Source organism: Chryseobacterium carnipullorum (assembly GCF_003815695.1).
GTDB lineage: Bacteria > Bacteroidota > Bacteroidia > Flavobacteriales > Weeksellaceae > Chryseobacterium > Chryseobacterium carnipullorum.
In genome coordinates, this window is the sequence record NZ_CP033920.1 from 5202170 (window position 1) to 5217790 (window position 15621).

General features: G+C 38.2%; 12 protein-coding genes, 1 pseudogene and 1 riboswitch. Of the genes and pseudogenes, 8 read left to right on the forward strand and 5 right to left on the reverse strand.

Features of this window, described 5'->3' with window-relative positions:
* The 3 genes from ilvD to folP all read right to left on the reverse strand — a co-directional run bounded on the left by ilvD (position 1) and on the right by folP (position 3990).
* The gene (gene ilvD / locus EG346_RS23490; RefSeq protein WP_185146771.1) at positions 1 to 1680 is read right to left on the reverse strand and encodes a dihydroxy-acid dehydratase; all 1680 of its coding nucleotides are present in this window, start codon (positions 1678 to 1680) and stop codon (positions 1 to 3) included.
* Positions 1681 to 1892: 212 nt separating this feature from the next.
* On the reverse strand, positions 1893 to 2765 hold the full coding sequence (gene ilvE / locus EG346_RS23495) for a branched-chain-amino-acid transaminase (RefSeq protein WP_123882257.1): 873 nt from the start codon (positions 2763 to 2765) through the stop codon (positions 1893 to 1895).
* A 337-nt stretch (positions 2766 to 3102) separates the two neighbouring features.
* Entirely contained in the window at positions 3103 to 3990 is an 888-nt protein-coding gene (folP, locus tag EG346_RS23500) for a dihydropteroate synthase (protein WP_455550152.1), read from the reverse strand.
* Between the two features lie 255 nt (positions 3991 to 4245).
* On the opposite strand from folP, the gene EG346_RS23505 reads away from it, so the two are divergent.
* The 7 genes and pseudogenes from EG346_RS23505 to tpiA all read left to right on the forward strand — a co-directional run bounded on the left by EG346_RS23505 (position 4246) and on the right by tpiA (position 11526).
* A complete protein-coding gene (locus EG346_RS23505) occupies positions 4246 to 4809 on the forward strand; it encodes a DUF1599 domain-containing protein (protein WP_073333943.1) in 564 nt (187 codons plus the stop codon).
* Positions 4810 to 4815: 6 nt separating this feature from the next.
* Positions 4816 to 5928, forward strand: a complete 1113-nt coding sequence (locus EG346_RS23510; protein WP_123882260.1) for a BT_3928 family protein — start codon at positions 4816 to 4818, stop codon at positions 5926 to 5928.
* Positions 5929 to 6042: 114 nt separating this feature from the next.
* The gene (locus EG346_RS23515) at positions 6043 to 6393 is read left to right on the forward strand and encodes a TerB family tellurite resistance protein (protein ID WP_073333950.1); all 351 of its coding nucleotides are present in this window, start codon (positions 6043 to 6045) and stop codon (positions 6391 to 6393) included.
* Between the two features lie 26 nt (positions 6394 to 6419).
* Positions 6420 to 9806 carry an IS1182 family transposase gene (locus EG346_RS25245; protein ID WP_228429400.1) on the forward strand — a complete coding sequence of 1129 codons (3387 nt, stop codon included), beginning with the start codon at positions 6420 to 6422 and terminating at the stop codon, positions 9804 to 9806.
* A 119-nt stretch (positions 9807 to 9925) separates the two neighbouring features.
* Positions 9926 to 10276, forward strand: a pseudogene (locus EG346_RS23530) (prolyl oligopeptidase family serine peptidase); the annotation flags it as partial.
* A gap of 40 nt (positions 10277 to 10316) precedes the next feature.
* Positions 10317 to 10694, forward strand: coding sequence for a GxxExxY protein (locus EG346_RS23535; RefSeq protein ID WP_073333955.1), 378 nt, complete (start codon positions 10317 to 10319; stop codon positions 10692 to 10694).
* A gap of 70 nt (positions 10695 to 10764) precedes the next feature.
* Complete coding sequence (gene tpiA, locus EG346_RS23540; RefSeq protein ID WP_123882263.1) at positions 10765 to 11526, forward strand: triose-phosphate isomerase; 762 nt, start codon at positions 10765 to 10767, stop codon at positions 11524 to 11526.
* Between the two features lie 98 nt (positions 11527 to 11624).
* Here tpiA and EG346_RS23545 read toward each other — a convergent pair whose 3' ends face one another.
* On the reverse strand, positions 11625 to 12887 hold the full coding sequence (locus EG346_RS23545; protein WP_073333959.1) for an esterase-like activity of phytase family protein: 1263 nt from the start codon (positions 12885 to 12887) through the stop codon (positions 11625 to 11627).
* 246 nt (positions 12888 to 13133) lie between these two features.
* Positions 13134 to 13325: riboswitch (cobalamin riboswitch) on the forward strand.
* A gap of 83 nt (positions 13326 to 13408) precedes the next feature.
* Here EG346_RS23545 and EG346_RS23550 point away from each other — a divergent pair.
* Positions 13409 to 14533 (forward strand): T9SS type A sorting domain-containing protein, encoded by a 1125-nt coding sequence (locus EG346_RS23550; protein WP_123882266.1) that lies wholly within the window; start codon positions 13409 to 13411, stop codon positions 14531 to 14533.
* Between the two features lie 289 nt (positions 14534 to 14822).
* Here the strand turns inward: EG346_RS23550 and clpP are convergent, their stop codons facing one another.
* A complete protein-coding gene (gene clpP / locus EG346_RS23555) occupies positions 14823 to 15509 on the reverse strand; it encodes an ATP-dependent Clp endopeptidase proteolytic subunit ClpP (RefSeq protein ID WP_073333964.1) in 687 nt (228 codons plus the stop codon).
* Between the last annotated feature and the right edge of the window lie 112 nt (positions 15510 to 15621).

Consider the following 15621-nt stretch of genomic DNA (forward strand, 5'->3'; position numbering starts at 1 on the left):
TTAAGTGATTTCGTCTGTTACACAACCCTCGGCAGCTGATGACACGGTGAGTGCATATTTGTAAAGCAGTCCTTTTTTAACCTTAAGTTCAGGTTTCTGCCATCCTTTTTTTCTCCGTGCAATTTCTTCATCGGATACGTTCAACTGTATCGTGTTGTTCACTGCATCGATTTCGATAAGATCATCATCCTTTACAAAAGCAATCAGACCACCTTCATAGGCTTCCGGAGTAATGTGTCCCACTACAAAACCATGGGTTCCGCCACTGAACCTTCCATCGGTAATTAAAGCAACACTTCCACCCAGCCCGGCTCCGATCAAAGCGCTGGTGGGTTTTAGCATTTCCGGCATTCCCGGTGCGCCTTTGGGTCCTTCATGTCGGATGACAATAACGTCTCCATGCTGTACTCTACCGTTTTCAATTCCTTTGATGAGATCTTTTTCTCCGTCAAACACTCTGGCTTTTCCTGAAAATTTTTCACCTTCCTTTCCTGTGATCTTTGCCACACTTCCCTTTTCGGCTAGGTTACCATACAATATCCTCAGGTGACCTGTTTCCTTGATAGGATTTGATAAGGGTCTGATAATTTTTTGTTTTGTAAAATCAAGACTGGGAACATGTTCAAGGTTTTCAGCGATGGTCTTTCCGGTCACTGTTAAACAGTCGCCGTGCAACAATCCTGCTTCCAGTAAGTATTTCATTACGGCTGGCGTTCCTCCGTGGTTATGAAGATCCTGCATCAGGTATTTTCCGCTTGGCTTAAGATCTGCCAGTACCGGGGTGATGTCGCTCATTTTCTGAAAATCATCCTGAGTTACGGAAACGCCTACGCTTTTGGCCATCGCAATGAAATGTAAAACAGCATTGGTACTTCCTCCAAGGATAATGATCAGACGAAGTGCATTTTCAAAAGCTTTACGGGTCATGATATCTGATGGCTTGATATCTTTTTCGAGCAATATTTTGATATACTTTCCTGCTTCAAGACATTCATTCTGTTTTTCTTTGCTCAGTGCAGGATTAGACGATGAGTACGGAAGGCTCATCCCCAATGCTTCTATCGCTGAAGACATTGTGTTCGCGGTGTACATTCCTCCGCATGCTCCTGCTCCGGGACATGAATTTTTGATAACTCCGTTGAAATCTTCTTCTGAAATTTCACCTGCAATCTTTTTCCCTAAAGCTTCAAAGGCTGAAACAATATTAAGTGGCTCGTCTTTATAGCATCCCGGAGCTATTGTTCCTCCATATACCATGATGGACGGTCTGTCCAGTCTTCCCATAGCGATAATGGTTCCCGGCATATTTTTGTCACAGCCCGGTAATGCAATGATTCCATCGTAATACTGTGCCCCGCAGATGGCTTCAATACTGTCTGCGATCACATCACGACTCACCAGTGAATACCGCATTCCGTCTGTCCCGTTGCTCATCCCGTCACTTACGCCTATTGTATTGAATATTAATCCTGCAAGACCGTGATTCCAGGTTCCTTTTTTTACGACTTGGGCGAGATCGTTGAGATGCATATTGCAGGTATTCCCATCGTACCCCATACTGGCTATTCCTATCTGGGCTTTCTGCATATCGTCATCTGTGAAACCTATTCCGTACAGCATTGCTTTTGCGGCGGGCTGTTCTGTGTTCTGTGTGAATGTTTTTGAATATTTATTTAACATATTATCCTGCATTTGCTTTTCTTATCATCACTAAATGTGGTATCAAAAATTTTATTTTTTTCAAAGTTCATCAATGAAGTTTTACTTAATTTTGGTTCAAAACTACAGCTTGTAATCTCTTTTTCATTTTCACTTTTATGAAAATTACAATACTCAACTGTTTAAAAAAAAGATATAATTACCTGATATTAAATCATTTACTTTACTAAAATTTACAATGACCGAACTCTTACCAGTTTCTGATAGGCCTGCTGCACCTTGTCACTCGCTGTATCTTTCCAGTTTTTGGTAAAAGGAACATCATCCAAAGAATCCAGAGCTACAATTTCAGCTGCCGTACCACAGAAAAAAGCGGCATCAGCTCCTCTCATTTCTTCGGGTTTGAAAAAGGTTTCTTCAACGGGTATATCCAGTTCACTGCATATTTCAAAAATGGTCTGTCTGGTGATACCCGGCAGTATGCTTCCTTTTGCAGGCGTAAATAATGTCCCATCTTTTTCATAGAATATATTAGCGCCTGAACTTTCAGCAACATTACCATTCTCGTCTAACAGAAGTGCTTCATCATAACCTTTGTCTTTGGCATCCTGACAAGCCAGGATAGAATTCACATAATGTCCTCCTACTTTGGCTTCTATCTTAAAGGCTTTGGGATTGGGACGTTGAAAAGGGGACGTCATGATTTTCATTTTGTCTGCGAGATAGCCATTGCTCCATTCCCAGGCAAGCAGAGACAGATATGATTTTTGTCCTTTTGAAAGGGACATATTGGGAGAACAGGTGACCAATGGACGGATATAAGCATCGCTGAATCCGTTACGTTCTAAAAGTTCATAAGTAATATCCGTAAGCTGGCTGACTGAATAATCAAACGGGATGTGCATCAGTTCTGCCGATCTTTTCAATCTTTCATAATGTTCTTCTGCCTTAAAGATTTTGGTGCCGCGATCGGTGCTGTAGGATTTTATACCTTCAAAAACAGAATAACCATAATGAAGTGACTGGCCGTAAAGGTCCATTCCTGCCTCTCCAGCCTTTAAGAAATTTCCATCAAAATAAACGATCGTTTTGTCAGTGTAATACATTGTTTAGGGTTTTTAAATTAACAAATGGGTATAAAAAAAGCCCTCTCACGATGTGAGAGGGCTCAAATATGTATAGTCATACTCTATCCTTCTCACCAAAGCAAGGGAATAATAATGACGATAATAATAACTGTTAATAACTGATTCATAATTTCTGAAATAAAAAAAGCCGCTTCAATATGAAACGGCTTATATAATTTAAATGAAAATATTTTACAATGCCGATTCCTTACTACTGTTAATGACAACAATAATGCTAGAAATGACAATAATATTTTTTTGATTCGTAAAATTCATACTGCAAATGTATTAATTTTTAACTACTGAGCAAGTTTTTTTACCACTTTTTATTTTTTTCGCAAAATTCATTGATGGTTACTGCAGTTTCCGCCACATCATGTACCCTCAGAATTTTAGCTCCCTGCTCCAAAACTTTCATATGAAGTTTCTGCGTTTCTTCACTGATGTCCAGAGGAGATTTCCTCAGTGGTTTATAGATAAAAGATTTTCGGGAAATCCCTATCAGTAAAGGAAACTTTTCAAAACCAAAATACTGTGTTTCACCGATCATTTTCATCTGATCTTCTACTGTTTTTCCGAAACCAAAACCGGGATCGAGAATAATATCTTTCACTCCTTTTTCAAGAAGTTCATTGGTCTTTTTAGAAAAATATCGATTAACTTCCAAGGTAATGTCTTCGAACTTGACTTTTTCATGCATGGTATCATAAGACGGGTTGACATGCATCAGAATATAGGGAAGTTTCGTTTCTGCCGCAGCATCAAACATTTGATCATCATACTGCCCTCCGGAAATATCATTGATCAGATCAATCCCCTCATTAAATCCAAATTTTACGGTTTCGGCATAAAATGTATCCAGTGAAATTAATGCTTCCGGAAATTCTTTTTTGATTTGGGAAATCATTTTTCCTATTCTTTGAATCTCCTCTTTACAGCTTAAAAAATCAGCATTGGGACGGGTTGACTGCGGTCCGATGTCGATGATCTCTGCCCCATCTTTCAGAAGTTTTCCGGCATGCTCTAACGCTGCTTTTTCACTATTAAACTTTCCGCCATCAGAAAAGGAATCCGGGGTAAGATTGAGAATACCCATGATTTTTGGTTTACTGAGCTCCAACAGCCTTCCGTTGCAGTTGATGGAATGGAAAGGTTTAGAAGTTGGAGGGTCGGAAGGTTTGAGGGTTTGGGAGTTTGAGGACATAGATATAATTGATGATTGATAAGTGATACTGTCCTGCAAAATTAAGATTTATTGTGGAATGTAGGAGTTCATGATTTTTGTTTGGTGCTGGTTGGTAGTTGTTAATTTTCCAGACAATAAATCAGCAACTGACAACCATGATAACTCTAAAACCCTCCCACTCTCTAAACCAAACGCCTAAACTCTGACAAAAATCAATTCCTGATTCCTGCTACCTAAAACCTAATTCGTATATTTGGGAGATTAAGAAAATTTATGTCAGAAACATCAGTACAGTTCGGAAAAGTTATTAGTCAGTGTCGTGATCTTTTCAGTAAAAAATTACAAGATTACGGGGCAGCATGGAGGGTTTTGAGACCGAGTTCTATTACGGATCAGATTTATATTAAAGTGAACAGAATCCGTACGCTGCAGATGACAGATAAAAAGATGATAGATGAAAGCGAAGAGGATGAATTCATTGCTATCGTCAACTACTCTATCATCGGACTTATTCAGCTTGAGAAAGGTCTTTCCAATGATTTTAACGAAAATAAGGAGGAAGTTTTGAACCTTTATGATCAATATGCTCAGGCTGCTCAGGCTTTAATGGAAAGAAAAAATCACGATTACGGTGAAGCATGGAGGGATATGAGAATTTCTTCTATTACTGACCTTATTTATCAGAAAGTACTGAGAACAAAGCAGATTGAAGACAATCAGGGAAAAACGATTGTTTCTGAGGGACTGGATGCGAATTATTTCGACATGCTGAACTATGCTGTTTTCTGCCTGATTAAGTTTTCTGAAAAAGAAAATATTTCCGAACCCAAAAAATAATTTACTATGATCAAAGGTGTATTACGCTTTATTATTGCTGTTATCTTCATTCTTTCAGGCTTTGTAAAGGCTGTGGATCTGGTAGGATTTTCTTTCAAAATGGAAGAATATTTTGCTCCGTCCGTTTTCAACATGCCATTCCTGGAGAAATTTGCGCTTCTATTCTCGATCATTGTGGTCGTCCTGGAGCTTTTCTTAGGGTTTATGCTTTTACTGAAACTGAAGCTTAAATTTACACTTTCAGCGTTAATTGCCCTTTGTATCTTCTTTGGGTTCCTTACTTTTTACTCGGCTTATTTCAATGTTGTAACGGATTGCGGATGTTTTGGAGATGCCGTTAAGTTTACCCCTTGGCAGAGCTTTGTTAAAGATATTGTGCTTCTTGTCGGTCTTATTATCGTGTTTATCCTTTACAGAAAGGAATTCCGTAAAAAAGACGTATACAGCAGCGACAATACAAAAGAATCATCTGGTAAGTTCAGATATGCACTTCTGGGCCTTTTTTCTGTGATCATGATCTACATTATGGCTCAAGGAATCATGCATGAACCATTGATTGATTTCCGTGATTATAAAATAGGGACGAATATCAAAACTGAAAAGGAAAAAATTAATAAAAATCCTTCTGAATACAAAACTTTTTACTCTCTTAAAAACCAGAAAACAGGAGAAGTTTTGAAGGTGAATCAGGATGATTATATTAAAGAGACAAAATACTGGGCGGAAGGTTCTCCATGGAAAATTGAGGAAGGAAAAAACGAATCGGTTCTGGTAAAAGAAGGCTATAAATCTGAAATTGTAAAATTCAAAATTGAAGATCCTACAGGCATGGATCTTACCGATGAGATCATCAATGCTCCCAAAGCAGTACTCGTTTTTTCTTATCATCCGAAAGAAGTTCCTGCTGATCTTATGCAGAAAGTTGAGGCTAAAGTGAATACCCAGAAAGGAGCTGTCATCTACGGAGTCTCTACGGATCAGAACACTTTTAAAACCATTAAAAATGCGATGATGGACGGAACTGCTATCAAAACGATAGCGAGAAGCAATCCGTTTGTAGTCATACTGGAGAAAGGAAAAATCGTAGACAAACAGCCTGCAAAAGATTATGTCGATTAGGACGGATATAACGAATGGTCAATGCGTGAATGGTGAATAAAAAAACTCGTCAATTCCCAAACTTATTCCTTGAAATCAAAAATTAAACACTATACTTAAAACATACATTTACCAATGCAAAAATCAAATAAATCAATCGCCGGTTATCATCTTTTAATGATTTTATCTTCTGTAGACGGAGAATTTGCTCCTGAAGAAGGAATGCTGGTTCAGCAATATATGGCAGACGAATTTCCCTTCAGAATGAATCTTGACAATGAACTGGAAACGCTGGCTCTTTTACAGCCTGAAGAATGGAAAGATCATTTTGAATTCCATGCAAGGTGTTTCCATGATGATTCTACGGAAGATGAACGCGTAAAATTTGCTCAATTTGCTAAAACACTGATTAAAGCTGACAATAAAGTCACTGACGAAGAGCATACTTTCTACAAGCTGTTGAAAAATCTGTGGAATTTAGCATAGAAAAACCACCAAAAACAAAATACATGATGACGAAATTTTATCTTGGACTATTAATTATGAGTGCTTCTACGATACAATCTCAAAAATTCCCTGCTCTTAAAGCTCCCATTGCTGAAAAGCAGGCACACATCCGGGAAATTCACGGGGATAAAGTGAATGATCCCTATTACTGGATGATCGATTATTTTAAAAAAGGAAAAGATTCTACGAAAGTGGTTGATTATCTGAAAGCTGAAAATACCTATTGGGAAGGCATGATGAAAGATACAGAACCTTTCAGAGAAAAACTTTTTCAGGAAATGAAAGCCCGTATTAAGGAAAAAGATGAATCGGTACCTGTCTTTGACAACGGATATTTTTATTATACCCGTACAGAAGCAGGGAAACAATATTTCAAATACTGCAGAAAAAAAGGTAGTCTTACTGCTCCTGAAGAAATCCTTCTGGATGTAGATCAACTTGCGGAAGGGCACCCTTATTATAATGCAACAGGTTTCAGTATCAGCCCGGACAACAGTAAACTGGTATATGGCGTTGATGATGTTTCCAGAAGACAGTATACTTTATTTTTAAAGGACCTGAAGACCGGAAAAACAATCGATCTGGGCATTAAAAACACAGAAGGTTCAGCAGAATGGGCGAATGACAATAAAACCATTTTTTATACAGAGAACAACCCGGTGACTCTTTTGTCCGAAAAAATCAAAAAACATACGCTGGGAACTGATCCAGGCAAAGATGTGACCGTGTATGAGGAGAAGGACCACACCAATTATATTTCGGTATACAAATCTAAAAATCAAAAATTCATTCTCATCTATTCAGGGGCTACGACATCTTCTGAAACAAGATATTTAAATGCTGATGATCCAAACGGAACATTCAAAGTTTTCCAGCCGAGAATGAAGAATGTTCTCTATTCGATCACGCCTTTAGAAGATAAATTCCTGATCAGAACGAATAAGGATGCACTCAATTTTAAAATTGCAGAAACGCCTTTAGATAAAACAGGTGTTGAAAACTGGAAGGATTTCATCCCGCACAGAAGTGATGTATTAATGCAGTCTGTGAGTGCGTTTAAAAACTATCTTGTGTTCAGTGAAAGACAGAATGGACTTACTCAACTCGTTATTTATGACAGAAAGACGGCTAAAAAGGAAGCGTTGACATTTGATGAACCTGCCTACACCATTTCTTCACTGGAAAACCCTGAATACAACACGGATAATTTCCGTTTTGGCTATACTTCAATGATTACGCCTGTCTCTCAGTTTGAGCAGAATTTAAAGACCGGCAAAAGAACGTTGCTAAAACAACAGGAAGTTCTTGGCGGGTATGCTAAAGATGAATATACGACCGAAAGACTTTTCGCCACAGCAAAGGACGGCACAAAAATTCCGATCTCCATTGTGTATAAAAAAGGATTTAAAAAAGATGGGAACAGCCCGCTGCTTCTTTATGCATATGGTTCTTACGGAAGTTCAATGGATGCGGCTTTCAGCAGTACGCGGCTAAGTCTTCTGAACAGAGGTTTTGCTTTTGCTATCGCACACATCCGTGGCGGCCAGGAAATGGGAAGGCAATGGTATGAAGACGGAAAAATGATGAAAAAGAAGAATACCTTCACCGATTTCATCGATGCCGGAGAGTATCTGGTTAAAGAAAAATATACTTCACCCAAACATCTTTATGCTCAGGGCGGAAGCGCAGGAGGACTTTTGATGGGTGCTGTTGCAAATATGAGTCCGAATTTATGGAACGGTATGATTTCACAGGTTCCTTTCGTAGATGTGGTCAATACGATGTGCTTGTTGCACAACTCAAATATAGTAAAAAACTCTTTGTGTTGTGATGTTTTTTTGGTAAATTTATATATGCAGGGACGAAAAAATTTTACACCACAATTATTCTATGAACTCAGCTTAGATCGGCTGGTTCCCATGGATAATTTTTATAGAAAAATCAGTTTTGAATTAGATTTTCAATTTCTATATTCAAGCACCAAAAAATATTACGGCACAGAAGGTCATCAAAGTATTGATCCGGTTGTGTTTTTTAAAATCTTATTGGTAGGTTACCTCAATAATATCAATAGCGACAGGGCTTTGCTTCGCTTTTGTAGTAATTGCTTAGATGTGCGGTTGTTTTTAGGATATGATCTGGATGAAGAACTTCCTTGGCACAGCACTATTTCTCGTACAAGAGGTCTTTTGGGAGAGGATGTTTTCCTTCAGCTTTTCCGGAAAATCCTGAGTTTATGTATAGAAAAAGGAATGGTGAGAGGCAAACGTCAGGCGGTAGACTCCGCTTTCATCAAAGCCAATGCGAGTATGGATAGTTTGGAGGAGAAAGAAGTTTTAGACGATGCGAGTGCTTTTGTTAATGAACTGGAAGAAAATTCTGAGTATAAAGTGACGACCACGCGTAAAAAACTCGTCAATCAGCACCATAGCTGGAAAGAAGAAGCTTATAAAGGCATGCCTGGTAATACTAAAAGCGAAAGAAAAGATGAAGATGGTAACGCAATTAGGCCCAAATTTTTAAGTAACCATACGCATTATTCTCCCACAGATCCCGATGCAAAAATCTCTGTAAAACCAGGGAAAGCCAGACAGTTGAATTATTCTGGACAAGTTTCAGTAGACGATGCTTATCACGTGATTACAGGAGCCTGCGGAAGTACTTCTGGGAGTAAAGATTCAGCAATTTTTAATGAAATTATGGATCAGACTTTAGCCAATTTTAAAGAAAACCACTTACAACCCGATGAAATTTTAGCCGATGCGGGTTACAGCAGTGGAGAAAGTTTAAGCTATTGTCAAAAACGCGGTATTAATGCTTTTATCCCCAATTTTGGACAGTACAAATCTCATCGTGATGGTTTTGTTTTTAACCAATCAGAAAACCGCTACGAATGCACAAAAGAAGGAGGGAACAAGGCTTTTTTACCATTCAAAAAAGAAGCGATTGATTCTAAAGGCTACAGAAAAAAAGTCTACCGAAGCAGCGAAAAAGATTGTGGGAAATGCCCACTTAGAGAGGTTTGTTGTGGTAAAGTGACGAAATTTAAAAAGCTTGACGACAGCATTCATAAACCCCTTTACGATGCCATGCACGAAAAGCTGAACAGAGATAAAAACTACACAAGATACCTCACCAAACGCCGGAGTTCTACGGTGGAGCCTGTTTTAGGCACGCTTATCAATCATCATTCGATGAAACGCATCAATGCTCGCGGCATAAAATCTGCCAACAAGCATGTTTTGATGGCGGCATTATCTTATAATTTAAAGAAACTACTGAAATTTTCTGCCCGAAAAGTAAAAATCAAAGCTCAAATTCAAGACCTTCCCAAAGTAAAGTCTTGGTTTTTGTCCAAACTGCAAAATACGAGTGTTATATCTCTGAATTAAGAGCCTCAAAATATTAAAAATCTACCTGCCAAAAAAGCAAAAACCTCTCTAAAATCGCTTCTAAAGAGGTCATATTTATTTATAAGTTTTGAAAAATAGGAGTTGTGCAACGGTTACCGATGCTTGACGAAAGTATTCCCCTGACAACCAATGAATATGACGAATGGGGAAATCCAAACAATAAGGAAGCTTATTTCTATATGAAGTCTTATTCTCCATATGAAAATATCGAAAAGAAAAATTATCCTAACCTTTTGGTAACAACAGGGCTTCATGATTCTCAGGTACAATATTTTGAGCCTGCAAAATGGGTCTCCAAACTCAGGGATATGAAAACGGATAAGAATGTATTGCTTCTAAAAACTGACATGGATTACGGCCACGGAGGTGCTTCAGGAAGATTTGATTACCTGAAGGATATTGCTTTGGTGTATGCTTTCATGTTTAAACTGGAAGGGATTGATAAATAATTAAATATCACGCAGATTTTGCGAATTTTGCAGATTGACAATGACAGAAAATGAAATTTCATACATTGTTCGAAAATGTATTTTTAATGTTTATAATCAATTAGGTCCTGGCTTGCTTGAATCTATATATCAAAATATACTTATATACGAACTAGAGCAAAATGGATTAAATGTAAAATCAGAAGTTAAACTTCCTGTTTATTACGACAATAAAAAATTTGATTTAAACTTTAAAATCGATATTTTGGTAGAAGAGAAGGTAGTTTTGGAACTAAAATCAGTAAAAGAATTAGAAGCTATTCACTACAAACAACTTTACACTTATTTAAAACTATCTGATAAAAAATTAGGAATACTAATTAATTTTAATACAACAAATATTATAGATAGTATAAAAAGAGTCGTTAATAATCTTTAAATCTGCTAAATCATTAAAATCTGCGCGAAATAAAAATAATAAACAATAATTTACCTAATTATATAAGACTATGAGAAGAAAAATAGTTGCAGGAAACTGGAAAATGAACAAAAATGTCATTGACGCACAACAGTTAATGATTCAATTACTGAGCTATAAAAATAGTAATACCACCCAGTGCGAAGTATGGATCGCGCCGCCTTCTTTATATCTGATGATGGCTAAAGATATTTTCGAAAAAGATGAGATCGGTGTATTCTCTCAGGATATGAGCGAGCATGAAAGCGGTGCCTATACGGGCGAACTTTCTGCTGATATGCTTGAATCTATCGATGCAACTGGTTCATTAATCGGGCACTCTGAAAGAAGACAATATCATGGCGAAACGGATTCTCACTGCAACAGAAAGATCAAATTGGCGCTTGACAAAGGTCTGATCCCAGTATACTGTAACGGTGAAACGCTTGAACAAAGAAAGGCAGGACAACATTTCGAAGTGGTAAAAAACCAGACTGAAGTCGCTCTTTTCACCCTTTCTGCAGAAGAAATCAAAAAAGTAGTAATCGCCTACGAACCAGTTTGGGCGATCGGAACAGGGGAAACTGCTTCTCCGGAGCAGGCTCAGGAGATTCATGCACACATCAGAAGCATCATTGCTGCCAAATACGGACAGGAAGTTGCGGACAAAATTTCTATTCTTTACGGAGGTTCTGTGAAGCCTGATAATGCAAAAGAGATTTTCTCTCAGCCTGATATTGATGGTGGACTGATCGGAGGTGCCGCTTTAAAATTAGAGGATTTTTCTAAAATTATTGAAGGTTTTAATTCGTAGGTTCCGGCTAAAGCTTATTCTTATTGAATTCATTCAAACGATATACAATCAAAAACGGCGGCATCTTCGATGCCGCCGTTTTCTTAAAAAAAATCTAATTATTGAATATCGACTACATACATCGTTCCTTTGTCAACTTTTCCTGTTTTAGGAAGGATCTTGGCTTTCGGATTTCCGTTTCCGTCATCTAAAATTCCAAAATCATCATCATTGAAGACGGCTAGTTTATTGTTTCCTAAATAAACGATTCCTTCAAATTTGTCATGTTCGTATCCTAGTTTTGCCACCAGATCCACGGCTAAAATTTTGGACACCGGCTTGATGCCTGCATTGGTAATTTCATCCCATGTAGACTGCTCTAAGGCTTTATTATTGATTTTCATTCCATCAACAGCTGTAATATCAGCTCCGTTTACATCTGAAGCTCCGGCTATATTGATCCGGTATACTTTTTTGGTTCCGCCCTGAGAGCCAAAGTTGCCATCTCTTTCGATCACAAGGAATTCCGTACTGCTGATGGCTGTGATATCACACACTGAATCTGAAGCACCGCCATTCTGCTTATACAGATACTGTTTTGTTTGTCCTGTCGCTATATCGAAAGAGACAATTCTGGTTAAAGTGGTATTCGTTGCCAAAGCTTTTGTTGGGACATACATCGTAGACTGTATAGTACCAACCAGCATTTTTCCGTCCGGAGTGATGCATAATCCTTCCATTCCTCTATTGGCTCTTCGTTTTGCCAAAACAGCGGGTAATTTTCTTGGCCCGGTATTAACGCCTATCGGACTTATTCTTTCCAACTCCACTCCTTCTGCACTATAATGAACGATGTGGGGACCATATTCATCAGAAACCCAAAAGGTTCCGTCTGCCGCTGCTACAATGCTTTCGCTATCCAGCCCGTAATTGTCTGTTCCCAAAACATTCCCTGATGCATCGTAGGCTGTTTCTCCTGTACTTCCCATTCCTGCAGGATTGGGAAGACCGGTAATCGGTTGGCCGGAAGGATTTTTAAGCTTAATATATTTAATGATCTCGATATTTCCTTCTGCATTAATTTTAAAATGCATAATGGTTGGGGTAAAATTCGGAGCCGGGAATTTTTTCCCGTTCAGATAGTCTGTATTGGGACCACGGTCTGTGATCACATAAAACTCACCCTTTCTGGTAGGATGTGCCGCTGCACCGGAACCAAACCCACCGTTAATGATATCTACACCATTCACTGTTGCTAATTTGGAAAAAGGAAATTCCTGAGGAAGCTTGGTATAATTGACATCCTGGTTATTCATCTTGTCGTCATCTTTACATGATACGAGCGCTGTGAATATGATGGCCGATAACAGCAGTTTTTTCATAATTACTTTTATGCCGCGAAAGTATACATTGATTGTAAACTGATGTTGAATTTAATAACAATTGTATTTTAACAATAAGATCTTTAAATGAATTTATTTTAAACACCGAAATAACCCGAATATTATCAATCTTTCTTTTAATTCTTTATTAAATCAAAAAATCATCTTTCTAAAAGTCTGACAACCGTTAAACAAAAGACTGAAAAGACACGATAATTCACAAAACGGCTTCAAAAATTTATATAATATATTTGCAACAGTTAAGGCTGAACATCTGTTCATTAACAGGGAATCAAGTGAGAAGAAATTCAATGCTTGGGCTGTACCCGCAACTGTAAGCTGTATCAAACTTTGAGTACATAAGGCCACTGGATCCAAGTCCGGGAAGGCGTACTTTGAGAAGCAAGCCAGGAGACCTGCCTTATCTGCATTCGCTTCAGGAAGAGAAGAATCTGAAAAGAGTTCTGTATTCTTTGTCCTGTGGGAAAGTTTCGGGAATAAAACTTTAATTTAATTATATTATGAAAAAGATCTATCTTTTTTTTCTGCTGCTATGTTTGCAGCTATTTTCAGCGCAGTTTACAGAGAATGACATTAAATTCTGGGTAGGAACGGGCTCCAAAAAGGCTTATTTCATCGCCGATTTTAATGACAGTGACAATCCCACATCGTATGCCTGGGGCTATCGTTATGATGCGAATAATCTCACGATGGAAGACCTCATCAATGCTATCGCTGCAGCAGAACCTAAAATAGAAGCAGAAGTTCCTTCTGGTTTTCTTTACAGTTTCAATTACAACCATCACATTCCAAGTCTGGAAGATTACTGGTCTACGTGGTCCGGCCCAACTGCTGAGAATATGAATCTAAATAATGGGGTCAACAATGATCCATTAGTTAATGGAAAATGGTACGGCCTTTCTTTCGGATATGGATTTACCTCTACTACACCACCACTTTCCCATCCTTCGGCTCCAGTGGCTGCTTATCATTCTGCATGGTATAATGCATCGCAGATTACCAACTGGATCGGAACAGGAAGCAATACAAGTCTTATCGTTATCGATTTTGGAACCAGCAGTTCTGCCGGACAAGCTCATTCTTTTGTTTTTGGAATTAAATATAACGGAAGTTTAACCGCTGAACAAGCTCTTCAGCTGATTCATGCACAAGCTCCTTATTTTAATTTTACATCAGGCAGCAACCAGATCAATGCCCTTTCTCTCAATAACTTCACAGGAAATGCATCCGGAACCAATACCTGGAAGCTTTACAAAGGAAAAGACCTTTCAAGCTGGAGAGGACAGACCAATCTTTCTCAGATTCAGTTGGGGAATAACGACTGGCTGGGCCTTAGCTTCGGACAGAGACTGCCATTTACTCCACGAGAAGCTTCGAACCTGACGTTAGGTGTTTCTGATATCCGTAAAAAAGAATTGAGTATTTACCCAAATCCGGCAAGTGATTTTATCCAGATAGAAACTTTGGAAAGTATTAAAGAAGTGAACATCTACGCTGTTTCAGGAGAAAAGGTATTGACTGCAAATACTGCAAGAATCAATATTCAGGCCTTGAAAACCGGAATTTATATGGTGGAAATTAAAACATCGAAGAATACGATGGTTCATAAGATGATTAAGAAATAAATGAAATGCACATCTAGTAGTGTGTTTTTTTGAACCACCCCGTCAAAAATTCTTTGAATTTTCGCCACCCCTCCATGGGAGGGGAATTGGAGTCGACGAATTTTTGTAATTATGAAAATCTAAGATTTTCATACAACTTAAGTGACCTTCTTTTCGTACAGCTTTTAAACTTAAAAATAAACTAAAGTGTAAAAAAAGATTTTGTCTCTTTTGTGATTAAGATAAAAATCAAGCAATAAAAAAACGCACCGAAAATTCGGTGCGTTTTTCAATATTCCTGAAAAGGAAATTATTTTTTCTCTGTAGATCTCTGTAAAACTTCGTCTACCATTCCGTAGCCTTTCGCTTCCTCAGAAGTCATCCAGTAGTCTCTGTCTGAAGACTTCTCTACCCATTCATAAGTTTGTCCTGAGTGGTGACCGATGATCTCATAAAGCTCCTGCTTTAATTTAAGCATCTCTCTTAAGTTGATCTCCATATCTGAAGCTACTCCCTGAGCACCTCCTGAAGGCTGGTGAATCATTACTCTTGAATGCTTAAGCGCTGAACGCTTTCCTTTTTCTCCTGCTACAAGTAATACCGCTCCCATTGAAGCTGCCATTCCTGTACAGATTGTAGCTACGTCCGGTTTGATGATCTGCATTGTGTCATAGATTCCTAACCCTGCATAAACACTTCCTCCCGGAGAGTTGATGTAGATCTGGATATCCTTGGCAGAATCAGAACTTTCCAAGAATAAAAGCTGAGCAGTTACAATGTTGGCCACCTGATCATCAATTCCTGTTCCCAAGAAGATAATTCTATCCATCATCAGACGTGAAAATACGTCCATCTGGGCAACGTTTAATCTTCTTTCTTCCATGATATATGGCGTAAGATTGGTTGGACCATACATTCCCATATACTGATCGGTAGCAAGACCGTTATTTCCTAAATGTTTTACAGAGAAATCTCTGAATTCTTTTTTAATGTCCATATTTCTATTATGTATTATTAAATATTTTTCGAAGTTTAAATTACAACTTTTATTCCTAAAATTTTATAGGACTTTTTGTCAGAGAATTCCGGCCTGATGATCAGCGGTATGT

What these genes read in the sequence shown, in the direction of transcription:
- ilvD (WP_185146771.1), bottom strand. Translation starts at nt 1,680, where the DNA reads ATGTTAAATAAATATTCAAAAACATTCACACAGAACACAGAACAGCCC.
- ilvE (WP_123882257.1), bottom strand. Translation starts at nt 2,765, where the DNA reads ATGTATTACACTGACAAAACGATCGTTTATTTTGATGGAAATTTCTTA.
- folP (WP_455550152.1), bottom strand. Translation starts at nt 3,990, where the DNA reads ATGTCCTCAAACTCCCAAACCCTCAAACCTTCCGACCCTCCAACTTCT.
- EG346_RS23505 (WP_073333943.1), top strand. Translation starts at nt 4,246, where the DNA reads ATGTCAGAAACATCAGTACAGTTCGGAAAAGTTATTAGTCAGTGTCGT.
- EG346_RS23510 (WP_123882260.1), top strand. Translation starts at nt 4,816, where the DNA reads ATGATCAAAGGTGTATTACGCTTTATTATTGCTGTTATCTTCATTCTT.
- EG346_RS23515 (WP_073333950.1), top strand. Translation starts at nt 6,043, where the DNA reads ATGCAAAAATCAAATAAATCAATCGCCGGTTATCATCTTTTAATGATT.
- EG346_RS25245 (WP_228429400.1), top strand. Translation starts at nt 6,420, where the DNA reads ATGACGAAATTTTATCTTGGACTATTAATTATGAGTGCTTCTACGATA.
- EG346_RS23535 (WP_073333955.1), top strand. Translation starts at nt 10,317, where the DNA reads ATGACAGAAAATGAAATTTCATACATTGTTCGAAAATGTATTTTTAAT.
- tpiA (WP_123882263.1), top strand. Translation starts at nt 10,765, where the DNA reads ATGAGAAGAAAAATAGTTGCAGGAAACTGGAAAATGAACAAAAATGTC.
- EG346_RS23545 (WP_073333959.1), bottom strand. Translation starts at nt 12,887, where the DNA reads ATGAAAAAACTGCTGTTATCGGCCATCATATTCACAGCGCTCGTATCA.
- EG346_RS23550 (WP_123882266.1), top strand. Translation starts at nt 13,409, where the DNA reads ATGAAAAAGATCTATCTTTTTTTTCTGCTGCTATGTTTGCAGCTATTT.
- clpP (WP_073333964.1), bottom strand. Translation starts at nt 15,509, where the DNA reads ATGGACATTAAAAAAGAATTCAGAGATTTCTCTGTAAAACATTTAGGA.